13 protein-coding genes are annotated in these 16717 nt (G+C 64.0%); 10 read left to right on the top strand and 3 right to left on the bottom strand.

Going from position 1 to position 16717, the window contains the following annotated elements; translation table 11 throughout:
• Positions 1-73 precede the first annotated feature (73 nt).
• Entirely contained in the window at positions 74-3676 is a 3603-nt protein-coding gene (locus AC1DUN_RS07820) for a transglutaminase family protein (RefSeq protein ID WP_477713465.1), read from the bottom strand.
• A 514-nt stretch (positions 3677-4190) separates the two neighbouring features.
• Here AC1DUN_RS07820 and AC1DUN_RS07815 point away from each other — a divergent pair.
• The 10 genes from AC1DUN_RS07815 (at position 4191) to AC1DUN_RS07770 (ending at position 14262) form a co-directional block, all read left to right on the top strand.
• Positions 4191-6674 (top strand): DNA internalization-related competence protein ComEC/Rec2, encoded by a 2484-nt coding sequence (locus AC1DUN_RS07815; protein ID WP_477713464.1) that lies wholly within the window; start codon positions 4191-4193, stop codon positions 6672-6674.
• Positions 6675-6764: 90 nt separating this feature from the next.
• Positions 6765-8270, top strand: a complete 1506-nt coding sequence (locus AC1DUN_RS07810) for a circularly permuted type 2 ATP-grasp protein (RefSeq protein WP_477713463.1) — start codon at positions 6765-6767, stop codon at positions 8268-8270.
• A gap of 2 nt (positions 8271-8272) precedes the next feature.
• Complete coding sequence (locus AC1DUN_RS07805; RefSeq protein WP_477713462.1) at positions 8273-9235, top strand: alpha-E domain-containing protein; 963 nt, start codon at positions 8273-8275, stop codon at positions 9233-9235.
• Positions 9236-9275: 40 nt separating this feature from the next.
• Complete coding sequence (locus tag AC1DUN_RS07800) at positions 9276-10094, top strand: transglutaminase family protein (protein ID WP_477713461.1); 819 nt, start codon at positions 9276-9278, stop codon at positions 10092-10094.
• A gap of 10 nt (positions 10095-10104) precedes the next feature.
• Positions 10105-10596: a GNAT family N-acetyltransferase gene (locus AC1DUN_RS07795; RefSeq protein ID WP_477713460.1), complete on the top strand. Its 492-nt coding sequence runs from the start codon at positions 10105-10107 to the stop codon at positions 10594-10596.
• A 112-nt stretch (positions 10597-10708) separates the two neighbouring features.
• Entirely contained in the window at positions 10709-11485 is a 777-nt protein-coding gene (locus tag AC1DUN_RS07790) for a hypothetical protein (protein ID WP_477713459.1), read from the top strand.
• 81 nt (positions 11486-11566) lie between these two features.
• The gene (locus AC1DUN_RS07785; protein WP_477713458.1) at positions 11567-12061 is read left to right on the top strand and encodes a GFA family protein; all 495 of its coding nucleotides are present in this window, start codon (positions 11567-11569) and stop codon (positions 12059-12061) included.
• 75 nt (positions 12062-12136) lie between these two features.
• Positions 12137-12685 carry a cysteine hydrolase family protein gene (locus AC1DUN_RS07780; RefSeq protein WP_477713457.1) on the top strand — a complete coding sequence of 183 codons (549 nt, stop codon included), beginning with the start codon at positions 12137-12139 and terminating at the stop codon, positions 12683-12685.
• 10 nt (positions 12686-12695) lie between these two features.
• Positions 12696-13130, top strand: a complete 435-nt coding sequence (locus AC1DUN_RS07775; RefSeq protein WP_477713456.1) for a TIGR02594 family protein — start codon at positions 12696-12698, stop codon at positions 13128-13130.
• 160 nt (positions 13131-13290) lie between these two features.
• Positions 13291-14262 carry a Bug family tripartite tricarboxylate transporter substrate binding protein gene (locus AC1DUN_RS07770; RefSeq protein WP_477713455.1) on the top strand — a complete coding sequence of 324 codons (972 nt, stop codon included), beginning with the start codon at positions 13291-13293 and terminating at the stop codon, positions 14260-14262.
• Between the two features lie 72 nt (positions 14263-14334).
• Here AC1DUN_RS07770 and AC1DUN_RS07765 read toward each other — a convergent pair whose 3' ends face one another.
• Both AC1DUN_RS07765 and mltB read right to left on the bottom strand, forming a co-directional pair.
• The gene (locus AC1DUN_RS07765; RefSeq protein WP_477713454.1) at positions 14335-15537 is read right to left on the bottom strand and encodes a hypothetical protein; all 1203 of its coding nucleotides are present in this window, start codon (positions 15535-15537) and stop codon (positions 14335-14337) included.
• Between the two features lie 62 nt (positions 15538-15599).
• The gene (gene mltB / locus AC1DUN_RS07760; RefSeq protein WP_477713453.1) at positions 15600-16685 is read right to left on the bottom strand and encodes a lytic murein transglycosylase B; all 1086 of its coding nucleotides are present in this window, start codon (positions 16683-16685) and stop codon (positions 15600-15602) included.
• Positions 16686-16717 lie beyond the last annotated feature (32 nt).

Here is a 16717-nt window from a genome sequence, read left to right as displayed (position 1 = left end):
CCGCTTGCGCATGCAATTGTTGCAGCCATAAGACAGGCTGATGGGCGCCGGGGAAGGCGCCCCCCAGCCGCCCTCAGCGCAGGTCCAGCGTGAACGGAAACTCCCGGCTGGGCTGCGCCGGCGCCACGCGCATCTTGCCGGGCGTGTGGCCCATGCGGAAAAAGCGCGTGAGGCGGCGGCTTTCGGCCTCGTACGAATTGACCGGCAGCGTGTCGTAATTGCGCCCGCCCGGGTGCGCCACATGGTATTGGCAGCCGCCCAGCGAGCGCTCCATCCAGGTGTCGACGATGTCGAAGGTCAGCGGCGCATGCACGCCTATGGACGGGTGCAGCGCCGAAGGCGGGTTCCAGGCCTTGTAGCGCACGCCGGCCACATATTCGCCGACGCGGCCCGTGCTTTGCAGCGGCAGGGCCCGGCCGTTGACGGTGATGACGTAGCGGTTGTCGTTCAGGCCCGTGACGTGCACTTCGATGCGCTCCAGCGAGGAGTCGACATAACGCACCGTGCCGCCGGCCGAGCCTTCCTCGCCCATCACATGCCAGGGCTCGAGCGCGCTACGCAGCGTCAGCTCGATGCTGTTGGATTTGACCTGGCCGATGAGGGGGAAGCGGAACTCGAAATGCGGCTCGAACCAGGCCATGTCGAAGGCGTAGCCGGCTTCGCGCAGCTCGGTCAGCACGTCCTCGAAGTCCATGCGCACAAAGCCGGGCAGCAGGAAGCGGTCGTGCAGCTCGGTGCCCCAGCGCGTGACGCGGCCGTGGTAGGGCTTGTTCCAGAAGCGCGCCACCAGCGCGCGCAGCAGCAGCTGCTGGGCGATGCTCATGCGCGCATGCGGCGGCATCTCGAAGGCGCGCAGCTCCAGCAGGCCCAGGCGGCCGGTGGTGGAGTCGGGCGAGTACATCTTGTCGATGCAGAACTCGCTGCGGTGGGTGTTGCCGGTCACGTCGACCAGGATGTTGCGCAAGGTGCGGTCCACCAGCCAGGGCGGCATGTCGGCGCCGTATTTCTTGCGGTTGTTCTCAATCTCGCGCAGGGCGATTTCGAGTTCGTAGAGCTGGTCGTTGCGGGCCTCGTCCACGCGCGGCGCCTGGCTGGTCGGGCCTATGAACATGCCCGAGAACAGATAGCTCAGCGAGGGATGGTTGTGCCAGTAGGCGATCAGGCTGCCCAGCACCTCCGGCTTGCGCAGGAAGGGGCTGTCGGCCGGCGTGGCGCCGCCCAGCACAAAGTGGTTGCCGCCGCCGGTGCCGGTGTGGCGGCCGTCGGTCATGAACTTCTCGGCCGACAGGCGGGTCTCGTGCGCGATCTTGTAGAGGAACTCGGTGTGCTCCACCAGCTCGCCCCAGTTGTAGGCCGGGTGGATGTTGACCTCGATGACGCCGGGGTCGGGCGTGACCTGCAGCATTTTCAGGCGCGGGTCGCGCGGCGGCGGGTAACCTTCGAGCACGATGCTCACGCCCAGCGATTGCGCCGTGGCTTCCACTGCGGCCAGCAGGTCCAGGTAGTCCTCGAGCCGTTCCATGGGCGGCATGAAGACATAGATCGCACCCACTTCGCCGCGGCCCGATTTGTTGGCCTGACTGTCCGGGTCGGCCTTGGGTTTGTCCCTGGGGCCGTTGGCGCGCTGCGGGTCGCGCACTTCCACGCACAGCGCGGTGCGTGTCAGCCAGGCGGCCGACTCAAAAGGCTTGGGCGCGCGGTCGTCTGCGGGCGCGGCCGCCTCGGGCGATGCGCCGGCCGGCTGGCCGCCCGCACCGCCAGTGCCGTTGTTGCCCGTCGGACGGAACTGCAGGATGCGGCTGGCCTGCGACAGCGCGGTGTTGCCGCTCAGGTAGCGCGCCATGTACTGCGCCAGTGAACTGGCGCTGCCGCCCGCGGAAGGTGCCGCCGCTGTGGCGCCGCGGGCATCGCTGAAGCCGCCGTTGTAGCGCGCGGCCAGCGCCGAGGCATCCGGCAGGTCCTGCCGCGGCGCGAAAGGGTCGGACTCGATCATGTAGGGATAGTCGGTCTTGGACACCCAGGGCACGGAATCCAGCGGCAGGCGGTAGCCCATGGGGGAATCGCCCGGCATCAAATACATGCGTTCGTCGCGGAAAAACCAGGGTCCCGTGGTCCATTTCGGGCCGGCCAGCGCAGGCGAGGCGCTGGCGTTTCTTTGTGTGAGCTGCTCCTTGGTCTGCAGCGGCAGCACATAGCCCACCACCGAATCCAGGCCCTGCATGAAGACCCGGCGCAGGCGCTCGCGCTCCATGGCGTCGTCCAGCCGCGAATCAAAGGGGTCGACATTGACCGGCAGCCGGCGTTCGCGCCAGAGGTAGTACCAGGTGTCCTCATAGCCCGGCGTGATGTAGGTCGTGGCCAGGCCCAGCTTGCCCGCCAGGGTCTGCACAAAACGCTGCGCGTCGGCGCTGGTGTAGTTGCAAGGCTGGCGCTCGTCGGCGAACAGGGCCGGGTTCTGCCAGATCGGCTGGCCGTCCTTGCGCCAGAAAATGCTCAGCGCCCAGCGCGGCAGCTGCTCGCCCGGGTACCACTTGCCCTGGCCGAAGTGCAGGAAACCGCCTTCGCCGTATTCGGCGCGCAGTTTTTGCACGAGTTCGGTCGCATAGCCGCGCTTGGTCGGGCCCAGCGCGGCGATATTCCATTCGGCCGCGTCGCGGTCGGTGGTGGCCACAAAGGTCGGTTCGCCGCCCATGGTCAGGCGCACGTCGCCGGCCGCCAGGTCCTGGTCGACCTTCTCGCCCAGCGCCAGCACTTTCTGCCATTGCTCTTCGGTATAGGGCTTGGTCACACGCGGCGATTCATAGATGCGCTGCACCGCCATGTGGTGCTCGAACTCGACTTCGGATTTGTCGACGCCGCCCTCGACAGGCGCGGCGCTCGAGGGCTCGGGCGTGCAGGCCAGCGGGATATGGCCTTCGCCGGCCATCAGGCCCGATGTCGGGTCCAGGCCCACCCAGCCCGCGCCTGGCAAAAACACCTCGCACCAGGCGTGCAGGTCGGTGAAATCGGCTTCGGCGCCGCTGGGGCCGTCTATGGACTTGACGTCGGCCTTGAGCTGTATCAGGTAGCCCGAGACAAAACGCGCGGCCAGGCCCATGTGGCGCAGCAGCTGCACCAGCAGCCAGCCGGTGTCGCGGCAGGAGCCGCAGGCCAGGCGCAGGGTCTCCTCGGGTGTCTGCACGCCGGGCTCCATGCGGATGGAGTACTGGATGTCCGACTGCAGGCTCTGGTTCAGGCCCACCAGGAAATCGATGGTGCGTTTGGGCGTGCGGTCGATTTTCTCGAGGTAGCGCTTGAACAGCGGCGTGGCAGGCTGGGTGGCCAGGTAGGGCGCCAGTTCCCGGGCCTGCAGCGCGTTGTAGCTGAAGGGAAATTCCTCGGCGGCCGGCTCCAGGAAGAAGTCAAAGGGGTTGAACACCGCCATTTCCACGACCAGGTCCACCGTGACCTTGAACTCGCGCGTCGGCTCGGGAAACACCAGCCGGGCCTGGTAGTTGGCGAAAGGGTCCTGCTGCCAGTTGATGAAATGCCCGGCGGGCTCGACCTTGAGGGAATAGGACAGCACCTGGGTGCGGCTGTGCGGCGCGGGCCGCAGGCGGACCACCTGGGGGCCCAGCCGCACCAGGCGGTCGTATTTGTAATGGGTGATGTGGCTCAGGGCAACGTGGATGGACAAGGCAACCTCGCTTAAAAAAATAACTGGGCGCGGGGACCGCCACATCATGCGGTCTTGAAAACACTAAGAACCTGTTCACGGCCTAAACGGGGCCGCGCAAGCACCTTATCGGGATGGGATGCAAGGCGCGGTGCGACGCCCATAGCATAGCTATGGGCTAGCGCCGCAACGCTGCAGACCGCCCGAGAAGGCGCTTGCCCTCCGGGTTGGGGTGAAATCGGGCGATTGAGCCACCCAGGCCCTTGCATGGGCATTAGCCCATGCGGCGGTCCCGGGCGGCCCACTCATCCCGATTGCACCCCAACGCGGCTCCGTTTAGGCCGTGAACAGGTTCTCAACAGCTTACCCGGATTTGGCGGTATTTCTGAAAGCAAGAGCTGCGCCATGCGGAGTTTGCATGGCGGGCTGTCGGCTTGCTGCATCGCCCTCCCGTTAAACAAGTTCTAAAAAAGCAAAAAACAGGGGAGGCGGCTTTGGGGCCAGCTGTATTCATCATCGTGTCATGGCCCGCGCCATGAGCCCGGGGCTCGCCCTGGCCGGTTTTATCGCGGGCGTGGCCCTGCAATTGCAGCAGCCCGCGCTGTGGCCGTGGCAAGGCTATGCGCTGTGTGCCGGGCTGGCCTGCCTGGCGGCCTTGTCAGGGCGGCTGGCGCGCCATCAAGCCAAAACCTCCCTGAGCAGGGCCCTGTGGGTATTGGGTCTGGCGGCGCTGCTGGGTTTTGGCTCCACCGGCTGGCGGGCTGGTATTTTCCAGTCCGCCGCGCTGGACCCGGCCCTGGAAGGCCGCGACATCGAGGTCACAGGCAGCGTGCCCGCCATGCCGCAACCCGGCGAGGACGGCCTGCGTTTTCGCCTTGATGTGGAATCCGCGCGCCTGGACGGCCGCAAGGTCAGCCTGCCGCCACAAATCCTGCTGGGCTGGTATTCGGGCTTTGCCGGGCGCGAGCCCCGCCCCCTGGCGCAGGATGCGGACCCCTTCGAGGCGGCGCTGGCCCTGCAGCGCCAGCCGCAGCCCTTGCGCGCCGGCGAGCGCTGGCGCATGACGGTGCGGCTCAAGGCGCCGCACGGCAACAGCAATCCGCATGGCTTTGACTACGAGCTGTGGCTGTGGGAGCAGGGCATACAGGCCACCGGCTATGTGCGGGCCGGCGCGCATGACGCACCGCCGGCAAAACTTTCCGGCAGCTGGCAACACCCCATCGAGCAGGCCCGGCAGGCGGTGCGCGAGAAAATTTTCGCGCGTGTGGAGAACCGCCAGTGGGCCGGCATCATTGCCGCGTTGGTGGTGGGCGACCAGAACGCCATAGAGCGCGCCGACTGGGATGTGTTCCGCGCCACGGGCGTCGCGCATTTGATGAGCATTTCCGGGCTGCACATCACGATGTTTGCCTGGGCCGCCTCGCTGCTGGTCGGCGGCCTCTGGCGCCGCTCCGCGCTTCTCACGCCCAGGCTGTGCCTGGCATTGCCGGCCGCGGGTGCCGGCGCGCTGGGCGGCCTGCTGCTGGCTACCCTGTATGCGCTGTTTGCCGGCTGGGGCGTGCCCGCGCAGCGCACCCTCCTGATGCTGGCCACCGTGATCCTGCTGCGCCAGGGCGGCCGGCAATGGCCCTGGGCACAGACCTGGCTGCTGGCCATGGCCGTGGTGGTGGCCGTGGACCCCTGGGCCTTGATGCAGGCTGGTTTCTGGCTGTCTTTTGTGGCGGTCGGTGTGCTGTTCGCGACGGATTCCGGTGTGCGTCCTGGCCATGGCATTCAAGAGCCGGTTTCGCAAGGCGGATGGCGGCGGCATGGGCCGCGCTGGCTGGCCGGCCTGGCCCGCGCCGCGCGTGAGCAATGGGTGGTGACGCTGGCGCTCACGCCCCTGTCGCTGCTGCTGTTCAACCAGGTCTCGCTGGTCGGCCTGCTGGCCAATGCCGTGGCGATTCCCGCCGTGACCCTGCTGATCACGCCGCTGGCCTTGCTGGGCGTGCTGTGGGCGCCGGCCTGGGCCGCAACCGCCGCCTGCGTCAGCCTGCTGGCGCTGTTCCTGCAGTGGCTGGCAAGCTGGCCGCTGGCGTCCGTCAGCGTGGCCGCGGCGCCGCTGTGGTGCGCCGTCGCCGGTGTGGCGGGCGGCGGCTTGCTGGCCACGCGACTGCCCTGGCATTGGCGCTTGCTGGGCGTTCCGCTGCTGCTGCCCGTGCTGCTGTGGCAGCCCTTGCGGGTCGCGCCCGGTCAGTTTGAGCTGCTGGCGGCCGACATCGGCCAGGGCAATGCAGTACTGGTGCGCACCGCGGGCCATAGCCTGCTCTACGACGCGGGGCCGCGTTTTTCGCGCGAAAGCGATGCCGGCCACCGCGTGCTGGTGCCGCTGCTGCGCGCGCTGGGCGAGCGGCTGGACGTCCTGATGGTCAGCCACCGCGACATAGACCACATAGGCGGGGCGGCCGCGGTGCTGGCCATGCAGCCCGGGGCGCGGCTGCTCAGCTCGATTGAGGACACGCACCCGCTGCAGGCCCAGCGCAAGGCGGAGCGTTGCATGGCCGGCCAGCATTGGGAATGGGACGGCGTGCAGTTCGAGCTGCTGCATCCGCCCGCCGCGGCCTACGGCACGCCGGCCAAGCCCAATGCCATGAGCTGCGTGCTGCGCATCTCCAACGGCAAGCGCACGGCCTTGCTGGTGGGCGACATCGAGGCGCCGCAGGAAGCGACCCTGGCCGCCGACGATCCGGCCCGTCTCCAGGCCGACTTTCTGCTGGTGCCGCACCACGGCAGCAAGACATCCTCAAGCGCGGTATTCCTGGACGCCGTCCAGCCGCAATGGGCCATGGCGCAGGCGGGCTACCGCAACCGCTTCGGCCACCCGGCCGAGCCGGTGGTGGCGCGCTATGAAGCGCGCGGCATCAGCCTTGTCAAATCCGCGACATGCGGGGCGGCGACATGGGACAGCCAGCATGCCGAGGCTGTGCGCTGCCAGCGGGAGGAGGGCAAACGCTACTGGCATCATGTGCCTGCACGTTAAAAATAAGGTGGGTGTGCGCCGCCTTGGCGCATAACTTGCTAAGCTATGTCAAAACAGTGCCCTGCGCATAACTTGCTGGAGATCAAGCCAATGAGCCGACCGATGTTTGATGAAATGAATGCCACGGAATCCAGCGTCCGTGAACACTACCAGGGCTACCAACGCTGGCTGGCGAAACAGCCGGCCGACGTGATGGAGGCGCGCCGCGCCGAAGCCGAGATGATTTTTCGCCGCGTCGGCATCACCTTTGCCGTCTACGGCGCCAAGGACGAGGACGGCGCCGGCACCGAACGCCTGATCCCCTTCGACCTGATCCCCCGCATCATCCCCGCCCACGAATGGGCCAGCATGGAAAAAGGCCTGGTCCAGCGCGTCACGGCGCTGAACCGCTTCATCCACGACGTCTACCACGGCCAGGAGATCATCAAGGCCGGTGTCATCCCGTCCGAGCAGATCTTCCAGAACGCGCAGTTCCGTCCCGAGATGATGGGCGTGGACGTTCCCGGCAACATCTATTCGCACATCAGCGGCATCGACATCGTGCGCGCGCCCAATGCCCAGGGCGAGGGCGAGTACTACGTGCTCGAAGACAACCTGCGCGTGCCCAGCGGTGTGAGCTATATGCTGGAAGACCGCAAGATGATGATGCGGCTGTTCCCCGAGCTCTTCAGCGAAAACCGCGTCGCGCCGGTCGCGCACTACCCCGATTTGCTGCTTGAAACCCTGCGCGCCATGGCGCCGCCGGCCACGGCCGAGCCCACGGTGGTGGTGCTCACGCCCGGCATGTACAACTCGGCCTACTTCGAGCACGCCTTTCTCGCGCAGCAAATGGGCGTGGAGCTGGTTGAAGGCCAGGACCTCTTCGTCAAGGACAACTTCGTCTATATGCGCACCACGCGCGGCCCGCGCCGCGTCGACGTGATCTACCGCCGCGTCGATGACGACTTCCTGGACCCGCTGGCCTTCCGTCCCAATTCCACGCTGGGCTGCGCGGGCCTGCTCAACGTCTACCGCAGCGGCAATGTCTCGCTGTGCAATGCCATAGGCACCGGTGTGGCCGATGACAAGTCCATCTACCCCTATGTGCCCAAGATGATCGAGTTCTACCTCGGCGAAAAACCCATCCTCAAAAACGTGCCCACCTATATGTGCCGCAACAACGAGGACCTGCAGTACACCCTGGCCAATCTCAAGGACCTGGTCGTCAAGGAAGTGCACGGCGCCGGCGGCTACGGCATGCTGGTCGGCCCGGCCGCCACCAAGGCCGAGATCGAGGAGTTCCGCGCCGCCTTGCTGGCCAACCCCTCGGGCTATATCGCCCAGCCCACGCTGAGCCTTTCCACCTGCCCGACCTATGTCGAAAGCGGCATCGCGCCGCGCCACATCGATTTACGGCCTTTTGTGCTGAGCGGCAAGGAAGTGCAGATGGTGCCCGGCGGCCTCACGCGCGTGGCGCTGAAAGACGGCTCGCTGGTGGTCAATTCCTCGCAGGGCGGCGGCACCAAGGACACCTGGATTCTGGAGGGGCCTTCGTCGCCCGTGGCATTTCAATCGCAGTCGCAGTCGCAGACTCAAATCCAAGTGGGAGGGAAGTAATCATGTTGTCTCGTACTGCCGATCACCTTTTCTGGATGTCTCGCTACACGGAGCGCGCCGAAAACACAGCCCGGATGCTGGACGTCAACTACCAGACCTCGCTGCTGCCGCAATCGGCCGCCGTGGTGCAGGGCGGCTGGCAAAGCCTGCTGAGCATCAGCGAGCTCAAGCCCTCTTATGCCGCCAAATACGGCGACAGCATCAACCCGCGCGAAGTCATGGACTTCATGGTGCGCGACGAGCAGAATTCCTCGAGCATCGTCTCCTGCCTGAAGAATGCCCGCGAGAATGCGCGCGCCGTGCGCGGCACCCTGACCACCGAAGTCTGGGAAACCCAGAACCAGACCTACCTCGAAGTGATCCGCATGCTGCGCAACGGCGACTTCGAGCGCGACCCCGGCCAGTTCTTTGAGTGGGTCAAGTTCCGCTCGCACCTCTCGCGCGGCGTCACGGCCGGCACCATGCTGCAGGACGAGGCCTTCCACTTCCTGCGCCTGGGCACCTTCCTGGAGCGCGCCGACAACACCGCCCGCCTGGTGGACGTGAAATTCCACGCGGTGCAAAACGACTTCCTGGGCACCAACGGCGAGAAGGACCAGGAATACGACTTCTACCACTGGAGCGCGATCCTGCGCAGCGTCTCCGGCTTCGAGGTCTACCGCAAGGTGTATCGCGACGTGATTAAGCCCGAGCGCGTGGCCGAGCTGCTGATCCTGCGGCCCGACATGCCGCGCTCGCTGCTGGCCTGCCTCAACGAACTCATGGGCAATCTCGCCATGGTGACCAGCGACACGGCCAGCGAAACCCAGCGCCGCGCCGGCAAGCTGCGCGCCGACCTGCAGTACGCCCGCATCGACGAGATCCTCGCCACCGGCCTGCACGCCTTCCTGACCCAGTTCCTGGACCGCGTCAACGAGATAGGCGCGCACATCAGCCGCGAGTTTCTTGTGCCGGCCACCCACTGAGCACCACAGGCGCCGCGTTGTACGTGGGAATTGGCCACCCATGAAACTACACGTCCGGCATACCACCGACTACCGGTATACCGAGCCGCTGCGCTACGCGCTGCAGACGCTGTGGCTCACGCCGCAGTCCGGCCCGGCGCAGACCGTGAACTACTGGAGCCTGGGCGCGCCCGAAAAGCTGTTCACCCAGCGCGACGCTTTCGGCAACACCGTGAGCGCCTACACCTTTGTCGGCAAGGAGGCCGACAACGTGCGCTGGAGCCTGGTCAATGCGGCCGGCGAGGTCGAAACCCTGGGTGTGGCCGAGTTCAACGATGACGAAACCTTGCCGCATCCCTACTTCTTTCTGCGCGCCACCCACCTGGCCGAGCCGCACTGGGAGCTCGCCGAGTTCGGCCGCCGCTTTATCCCGCAAAGCCTGGACGGCACGGCCAGCCTGCAGTCCCTGCTGGCCCTGAGCTTGGGCGTGGCCGATGCGGTGAGCTACCGCAAGAACAGCACCAGCGTGACCACCACCGCGCTGGAGGCCTTCAAGTCCGGCGCGGGCGTCTGCCAGGACCAGGCCCATGTGATGGTCGCCATCTGCCGCAGCCTGGGCTACCCGGCGCGTTATGTCAGCGGCTACTTCTATGCGGCCAACGAACCCGACCTGGCCAGCCACGCCTGGTGCGACGTCTGCCTGGACGTTGCCACGCGCCGCTGGGCCAGCATAGACGTGACCCACAGCTGCCTGATCGACCAGCGCCACGTGCGCCTGGCCATGGGCACCGACTACAACGCCTGCCCGCCCATCAAGGGTGTGCGCCAGGGTGGCGGGGAAGAGTCCATGACGGTGCAGATTACGATTGAGCCGGTGTGAGGGTTCCCCTATGACCGATATCAAGCCCGCAAAATTTCCTGACGACCTTGAGCGCGTCGTCGCCATCTTTCGCGAATACATCGCCAGCCCAACCGTGGACCTGGGCTTCCAGGACTACGAGGCGGAATTCGCCGCCTTGCCGGGAAAGTACGCCGCGCCCGAGGGCCGGCTGCTGCTCGCATGGAAGGGCCAAGCCGTCGTCGGATGCGCGGCGCTTCGCCGCGTTGATGACAGCAGCTGCGAAATGAAGCGTGTCTATGTGCGGCCGGGTGCGCGAGGCGAGAACCTCGGCCGGCGCCTCGTCGAAAGCCTACTCGCCGAGGCGCGCGCTGCGGGCTACTCGCGCGTCTGCCTGGATGTGCTGCCCGAGTTCTCCGCCGCGCAGCGCATTTACGAATCGCTGGGTTTTAAACCGGCGGCGCCTGTTGCCTTCAACCCCGTTCCCGGCACCAAGTTCCTGGCGCTTGAACTCTCCCCGCCACGGATTGCGGATGCGGCCTGATTCTTCCGTCGAATGGACATTTCACAGCCGGCTCCGCTGTCTGTGGAACGCCGCTCATATCAATCATCAGGCCGCCAAATGACCTAGTCTTGGCTAGGCACAATCGACCACCATGCCTAAATCGTTACGCTCACTTGACGATCACATTCAGGATACGCTCGATGCACGCCGGCGGACTCAGTCCGGTCGATTTCATCCCGTCACTCCCGGCACGGAGCGCGTCGCCGATGTGATTGCAAGCTCATGCGCCGCGGTCGCGGGGGCATTTGCGGAGCTGGGTTTTCGGTGGTCCAAAAGCGGACTCCATTTTTCAAGGAAAGTCGGACCATTCACGCACGTCGTGTCCTTCCAGGCCGATAGTGCCAATTCCTCTGGGTCCCATGTGGGCGTCGCGCTGCACGCCCGGACGAAATCTACTGAGCTTGCCAGGTGGCGCGAAGCAAATGGCGTTACCACGGGCGATTATGTATGGGGCACGCAGATCGGATATCTTTCTCAGGCGCATGAGTACCTGAAGTGGCAACTTGTCGATCCCGCCAGGCGGCAAGAGGAAATAGATTCGATGGTGAAAACCATTCATGAATTAGCCATGCCTGCGTTTGATGTTTGTTGCACCAAGGAAACTCTATCGGCGCGTCTTCTAGAACGCCGCGAGGTGACCTGGATACCCGACTGGGCGGTAGACATTGCCCTTTGGGTTGGAAACAAAGCAGCAGCTGAAGCGCTGGTCCTCAAGAAACTCGAGTCGCCCCCGGGCATGGCAGCTCAGTTCATTGAGTACCATCGAATCGAGGTTTCAGCCCCCTCATTGTCCAGGCCCGATGATCGAAACCACTGCTTGGCATGGGTTGCAAGAAGGCACGGTCTACAGGTGCCGGGTGTGGTCTAGCATTTGGATAGACACCGACACGCAACACAATGCGGCTTTTCGCCATATGCAAATTCCAAACAGTGCTAGCCTTTGACCGCAATGCGTTACCCCGAATCAAACCCCCCATGGACCGGCAGCTGCCTTTGTGGGAAGGTGCATTACAAGCTGACCGCGCATCCGCTGACGTTCTACGCGTGTCATTGCACAGACTGCCAGCGGCGCTCCGGCAGTAGCATGCGGCTTGCCATGTGGGTTGACCGTTCGGCGCTGGAAGTCACGCAGGGAAGCCCGCAGCTCCTGACATTTGATATGGGAAACGGGCGCCAACGCAGGGCGAGGGTGTGCATTGATTGCGATACCCGGTTGTGGGCGGAACCGGCCGACAAGCCAACCATGGCGGCACTGCTACCCGGCACATTGCATAACGCGCGGGAGTTTGAGCCTGTTGCGCACCTTTGGACAAAAAGCGCGCTTTCCTGGGTGATGATTCCACAGGGCGTAGCCGCATACGAAACCCACCCCGATCGCCCGGGGGAACTCGCCAGGCTGTGGCAGGAGGCGATGCAACAGCGTGGCTCTGGCGATGCAAACTAAGCACTGGTCAAGCCTGCAAATTGCGGCAGGCTGAATTTCCCTGTCCTTCCACACCTCAGTATCAGATCTGAACCCATGACGACAACTGCCCTCCTTATCATCGACGTTCAGACGGCTCTTTGCTTCGGTGAGGGCGGGGCCTTTGAAAGCCAGCGCGTCATCGACAGAATCAACCAGGTGTCTGCCAAGGCCCGTGCCGCAGGCGCTCCCGTCATCTTGATCCAGCACGAGGCACCCGATGATCCGCTGGAATATGGAACTGAAGGGTGGAAACTCGCGGATGGCCTGGATGTCCAGCCGAGCGATATCCACCTGCGGAAGAAGGCGACCGACTCGTTTCACAACACGGAGCTGCATGCGCTGCTGCAGGAGCGCGGAATCAAAAAAGTGATTATCTGCGGCCTGCAAAGCGACTTCTGCGTAGACACAACGACCCGGCGAGCCCTGGCGCTCGGTTATCCGGTCACCCTGGTCTCTGACGGCCACTCCACCGTGGACAACGGAATCCTCACCGCGGCACAGATTTCGGCCCACCATACGGTAACGTTGGCAAATATCGAGAGCTTTGGACCAAGAGCCACTCCGCAGCGTGCGTGTGAGATTGAGGTTACGGCTTGCGCCTGATTGGACTTTTATGCAGCAAGCACCCTGGATGCCCATCGCCCGCGCCGAAGCCGGCGTTCGCACATTCCCCGTGGGCCAGAGCAATCCCCGGGTCACCGAATACCACGCGCTCACCAATATCCGCGGTTATGACGACAAGGCTTCGTGGTGCTCGTCGTTCGTGAACTGGGCTTTGGACCAGGCCGGCATCCCCGGCACCGGGTCGGCGCTGGCGCGTTCATGGCTGGAGTGGGGCGAGCCGCTGGCCGCGCCCGTGCCCGGCTGCATTGCCGTGCTCTCGCGCGAAGACCCGGGCGGCTGGAAGGGCCATGTCGGTTTTTTTCTTCGCGCGGATGCGGAGTTTGTGTATTTGTGGGGCGGCAACCAGCTCGATGAGGTGCGTGAGCATTTTTATCCGTTGGCCAATGTGCTGGCCTATCGCTGGCCTTCGCAAAAGACAGCCTGACTCTTCGCCTCGGGGCCGTGTTGGGCCAAGTCTTTCATTCTGCTTTCGATGTCTGGCGTAGATGGCCACCCGCGTAGGGGAAACCACGGGTGCCTGTGCCAGCAGATTGACAGCTGCGCACATTAAGGTTGGGGAACACCACTGATTACAAGGATTCCCCATGAAACGCCGTCACCTCCTGCAAGCCACTTCGGTTGCCATCGCCTTGCCCTCGCTGGCCTGGGCCCAGGACAAATACCCCAGCAAGCCCATCACTTTCATCTGCCCCTATTCGGCGGGTGGCAATGCCGACCAGCGCTCGCGCCAGATCGGCCGTTTCATTTCCACGGCACTGGGCCAGCCGGTGCTCGTGGACAACAAGCCGGGCGCGGGCGGCAACATCGGCACCGACGCTGTGGCCCACGCCAAGCCGGACGGCTATGTCATCGGCATGGGCAACTTCGCACCGCTGGCGGTCAATCCCACCATGTTCAAGAAGTTGAACTTCGACCCGGCCAAGGACCTTGCGCCGGTCTGCCTGATCGAAAAAGGGCCGCTGGTGCTGATGGTGCCCGCAAGCTCGCCGTTCAAGAGCGTCAAGGACATCATCGCCGCCGCCAAGGCCAGCCCCGGCAAGCTGTCCTTCGCTTCGGGCGGCTTGGGCGGCTCGCACCATTTGTCGGGCGAGATGTTCAAGTCGCTGGCCGGCCTGTCCATCACCCACATCCCCTACAAGGGCGGCGCGCCCGCCACGACCGACCTGATGGGCGGACAGGTGGACATGATGTTTGAGCAGATGTATTCGGCCGCGCCCTCGATCCGCGCCGGAAAGCTGCGCGCGCTGGCCATCACCAGCAAGACGCGTTCACCGCTGTTTCCCGATCTGCCCACCATGGCCGAGGCCGGCGTGCCGGGCTTTGAAGTCCAGAACTGGCAAGGGCTGGTGGCGCCGGCCGGCACGCCCGCGGCCCTCATCAAGCTGCTCAATGAAACCGTCAACAAGGCGCTCGCCGACCCGACCATTAAAGAGCAGATGCTGGGCCAGGGCAACGAAATCGGTGGCGGCACACCCGAGCAGTTCGCCGCCTTGATCAAGTCCGAGGCCGATCGCTGGGGCAAGCTGGTCAAGAGCGCGAACATAAAGCCCGAATAGCACGGCCCGTTTAACGAAGGCGAGCTTGGCTCAGCCCATTCATCCAGGCCGGACCGGGTGAGGTAAAAATCCTTAGTTCAACTGGTCGACGTTGGGCCAAAAGACGGGGCGGATTTCTCGTGTCTGTGCGTCGTAGTAAGACAGATGCGGCGCAGGTGGTGCATCGCGTTCATCTGCAATCCAATAAGCGCTTCTTCGAATTGGCTGCAAGTTAAAAAGCGTTCGATTGACGAAAACGGCATTTTTTTCTTTTGATACGCTCACGTCATTGGGGGTCAGATTGCCGATGTGACCGTTTGGAAGTCGTGTATTTAAAAGTTCGTCGGTGACAAGAAGCGTTTTTTTATCGACCAGACGTACCTGATCTCCATTGGTGACCCAGTGCGTGCCCTGCCAATCTTCCATCAACCATTGGAATGTCGTGTTGTGGGAAATAGGGTTGAGGCCTTTGAAATCAACAACATTCTGAGGGTTGACCTGGACACACTGGAACAAGTGTTGCAGTCCAAGCGCGGGGGGAAAGTTAAATCCGTATCCACAGAATGCAAACGTCTTCCCATCGGGTGCATAAAAAGGCCCTGTAGTCTCACGACCCCACGATATATGTGTGGCAATCAGATCGAACTTCGGCGTTTCTGATTGCGTCTTGAACTCATATTCATAGACATCACGCACACCACCGGTTCGTCCGCTGGCCAAGGTGACTTTGGCGACAGTTCGCCAATACAGGATAGCCTGATCGTCAGGTCGCCAGGCGGGCCTGGTTGCGCTGTAAACGGCCGCTATCGCTTGTCCTTGCCTCAGGTCGGTTGTGGATTCGCTCATGGCGGGTTGGCCGTTGTAGAAGGCACAGTCCAGCTTTTCCAATGGATGCGGGGCTGATGGCAAGGCGCCCGAAGCCCTTGGCGGCGCGGGCCGTGATTCGACGGAACAGTCGGCAACCACATAAGCCAGCTTTTTGCCATCCCAGGACACGCTGGGCCAGATGTAGCTCTTGCCTGGGTCCTGCCCTGCAATGAGGCTCCAGTGGCCGGTGGTCGGCGTGCCGTCTTCCAGGGGCTGCGCGTGCCCATTCGGCTCCCAGCGCACCAAGCGGCAATACAAGGGGTTGTGGTAGCTGCAAAGATTGACGATCACCCAGCTGTCATCGGGTGCGAAGCGGGCATAGATGGGAAACCAGCGTACGACTGGTTGTATCTGGGGCGCGGGCGCTCCCTGCGCCATCGCTGCCGTAGTCATCAGCAGTCCAAGCGCCAATGCTGTCAGTTGCTTCATGTCTGCCTTTCAGGCTTCAAAGAGAAACAGCCGCCCATTCCGCGACAGAATTTAAATGGCAATTACGGTGTGCTTGATTTGACCCGCGCCGCCACTTCCCGCCCCAGCTCAATCACCGCCATCGCGTAGTAGCTGCTCCAGTTGTAGCGCGTGATGGCGTAAAAGTTCTCGGTGCCGGCTACATACTGCGGCGCGTCCTGCCCGTTCAACAGTTCGACCAGGGCGAGCGGCCCCTGGTGCTGAAGGGCCGGGCCTTCGAGCACCGCGCCTTTTTCGGTGAAGCTGGCCACGCTGAATGTCGGCAGGATGTCGGGCGCCATCAGCGCGTCCATGTCGAGGCGGCTTTTGTCGAAGCTCACGGGGTAGTGGGTGGGCATGCCGGGCTGCCAGTTGAAGGCTTTGAAATAACTTGCGACGGAGCCGATCACGTCGGCCTTGCTGTTCCAGAGGTCCACCGTTCCATCGCCATCGAAATCAACGGCGTACTTGATCCAGCTCGAAGGCATGAACTGCGGCATGCCCATGGCGCCGGCAAAGCTGCCGCGCGCGTCAAAGGGGTTGGCTGCCAGCCGGTTCTGCAGGGTCAGGAATTGCTCGATCTCGCCCTTGAAGAATTCGCTGCGTTCTTTCGCACGCGGGTGGCTGGGGGGGAAATCAAAGGCCAACGTGGTCAGCGCGTCCATCACGCGAAAGTTGCCGGTGTCGCGGCCGTAAATGGTTTCCACGCCAATGATGCCGACGATGATTTCGGCGGGCACGCCGTATTCCTTTTCGGCGCGCTCCAGCGCCGCCTGGTTCTCCAGCCAGAAACGCCGGCCGGCCTCTATGCGCACCGGGTCTATGAAGCGGCTCCTGTAGACGCGCCAGTTCTTGACAAAGGTTTTGGTGGGCGGCTGCATGAGGCGCACGACGGTGGCGTTGTAGCGCGACTGGCCTATGGCGTCGCGCACCCAGTCCGGGTCCAGGTCGCGGCGCGCGGCCATGTCGTCGGCGAACTGCATGGCCTCGGGGCGCGTCGAATACAGCGGCCCCTGGGTTTGCGCCGGCGCGGCCACTTTTTTCCGTAACGGTTTTGCGTCACCGGCCCAGGCGGAACAGGCCAGCGCGGCGATCAGGAAAAGGGCGAACCTGGAGCGGTAAAGGGGCATGAGTGGGGTGATGGGATAAGGGGAAAGGCGGC

This window comes from Polaromonas sp. P4_F6 (assembly GCF_056401275.1).
Note: the sequence above shows the minus strand (reverse complement) of the source record. Positions and strands in the feature narration are given on the sequence as shown.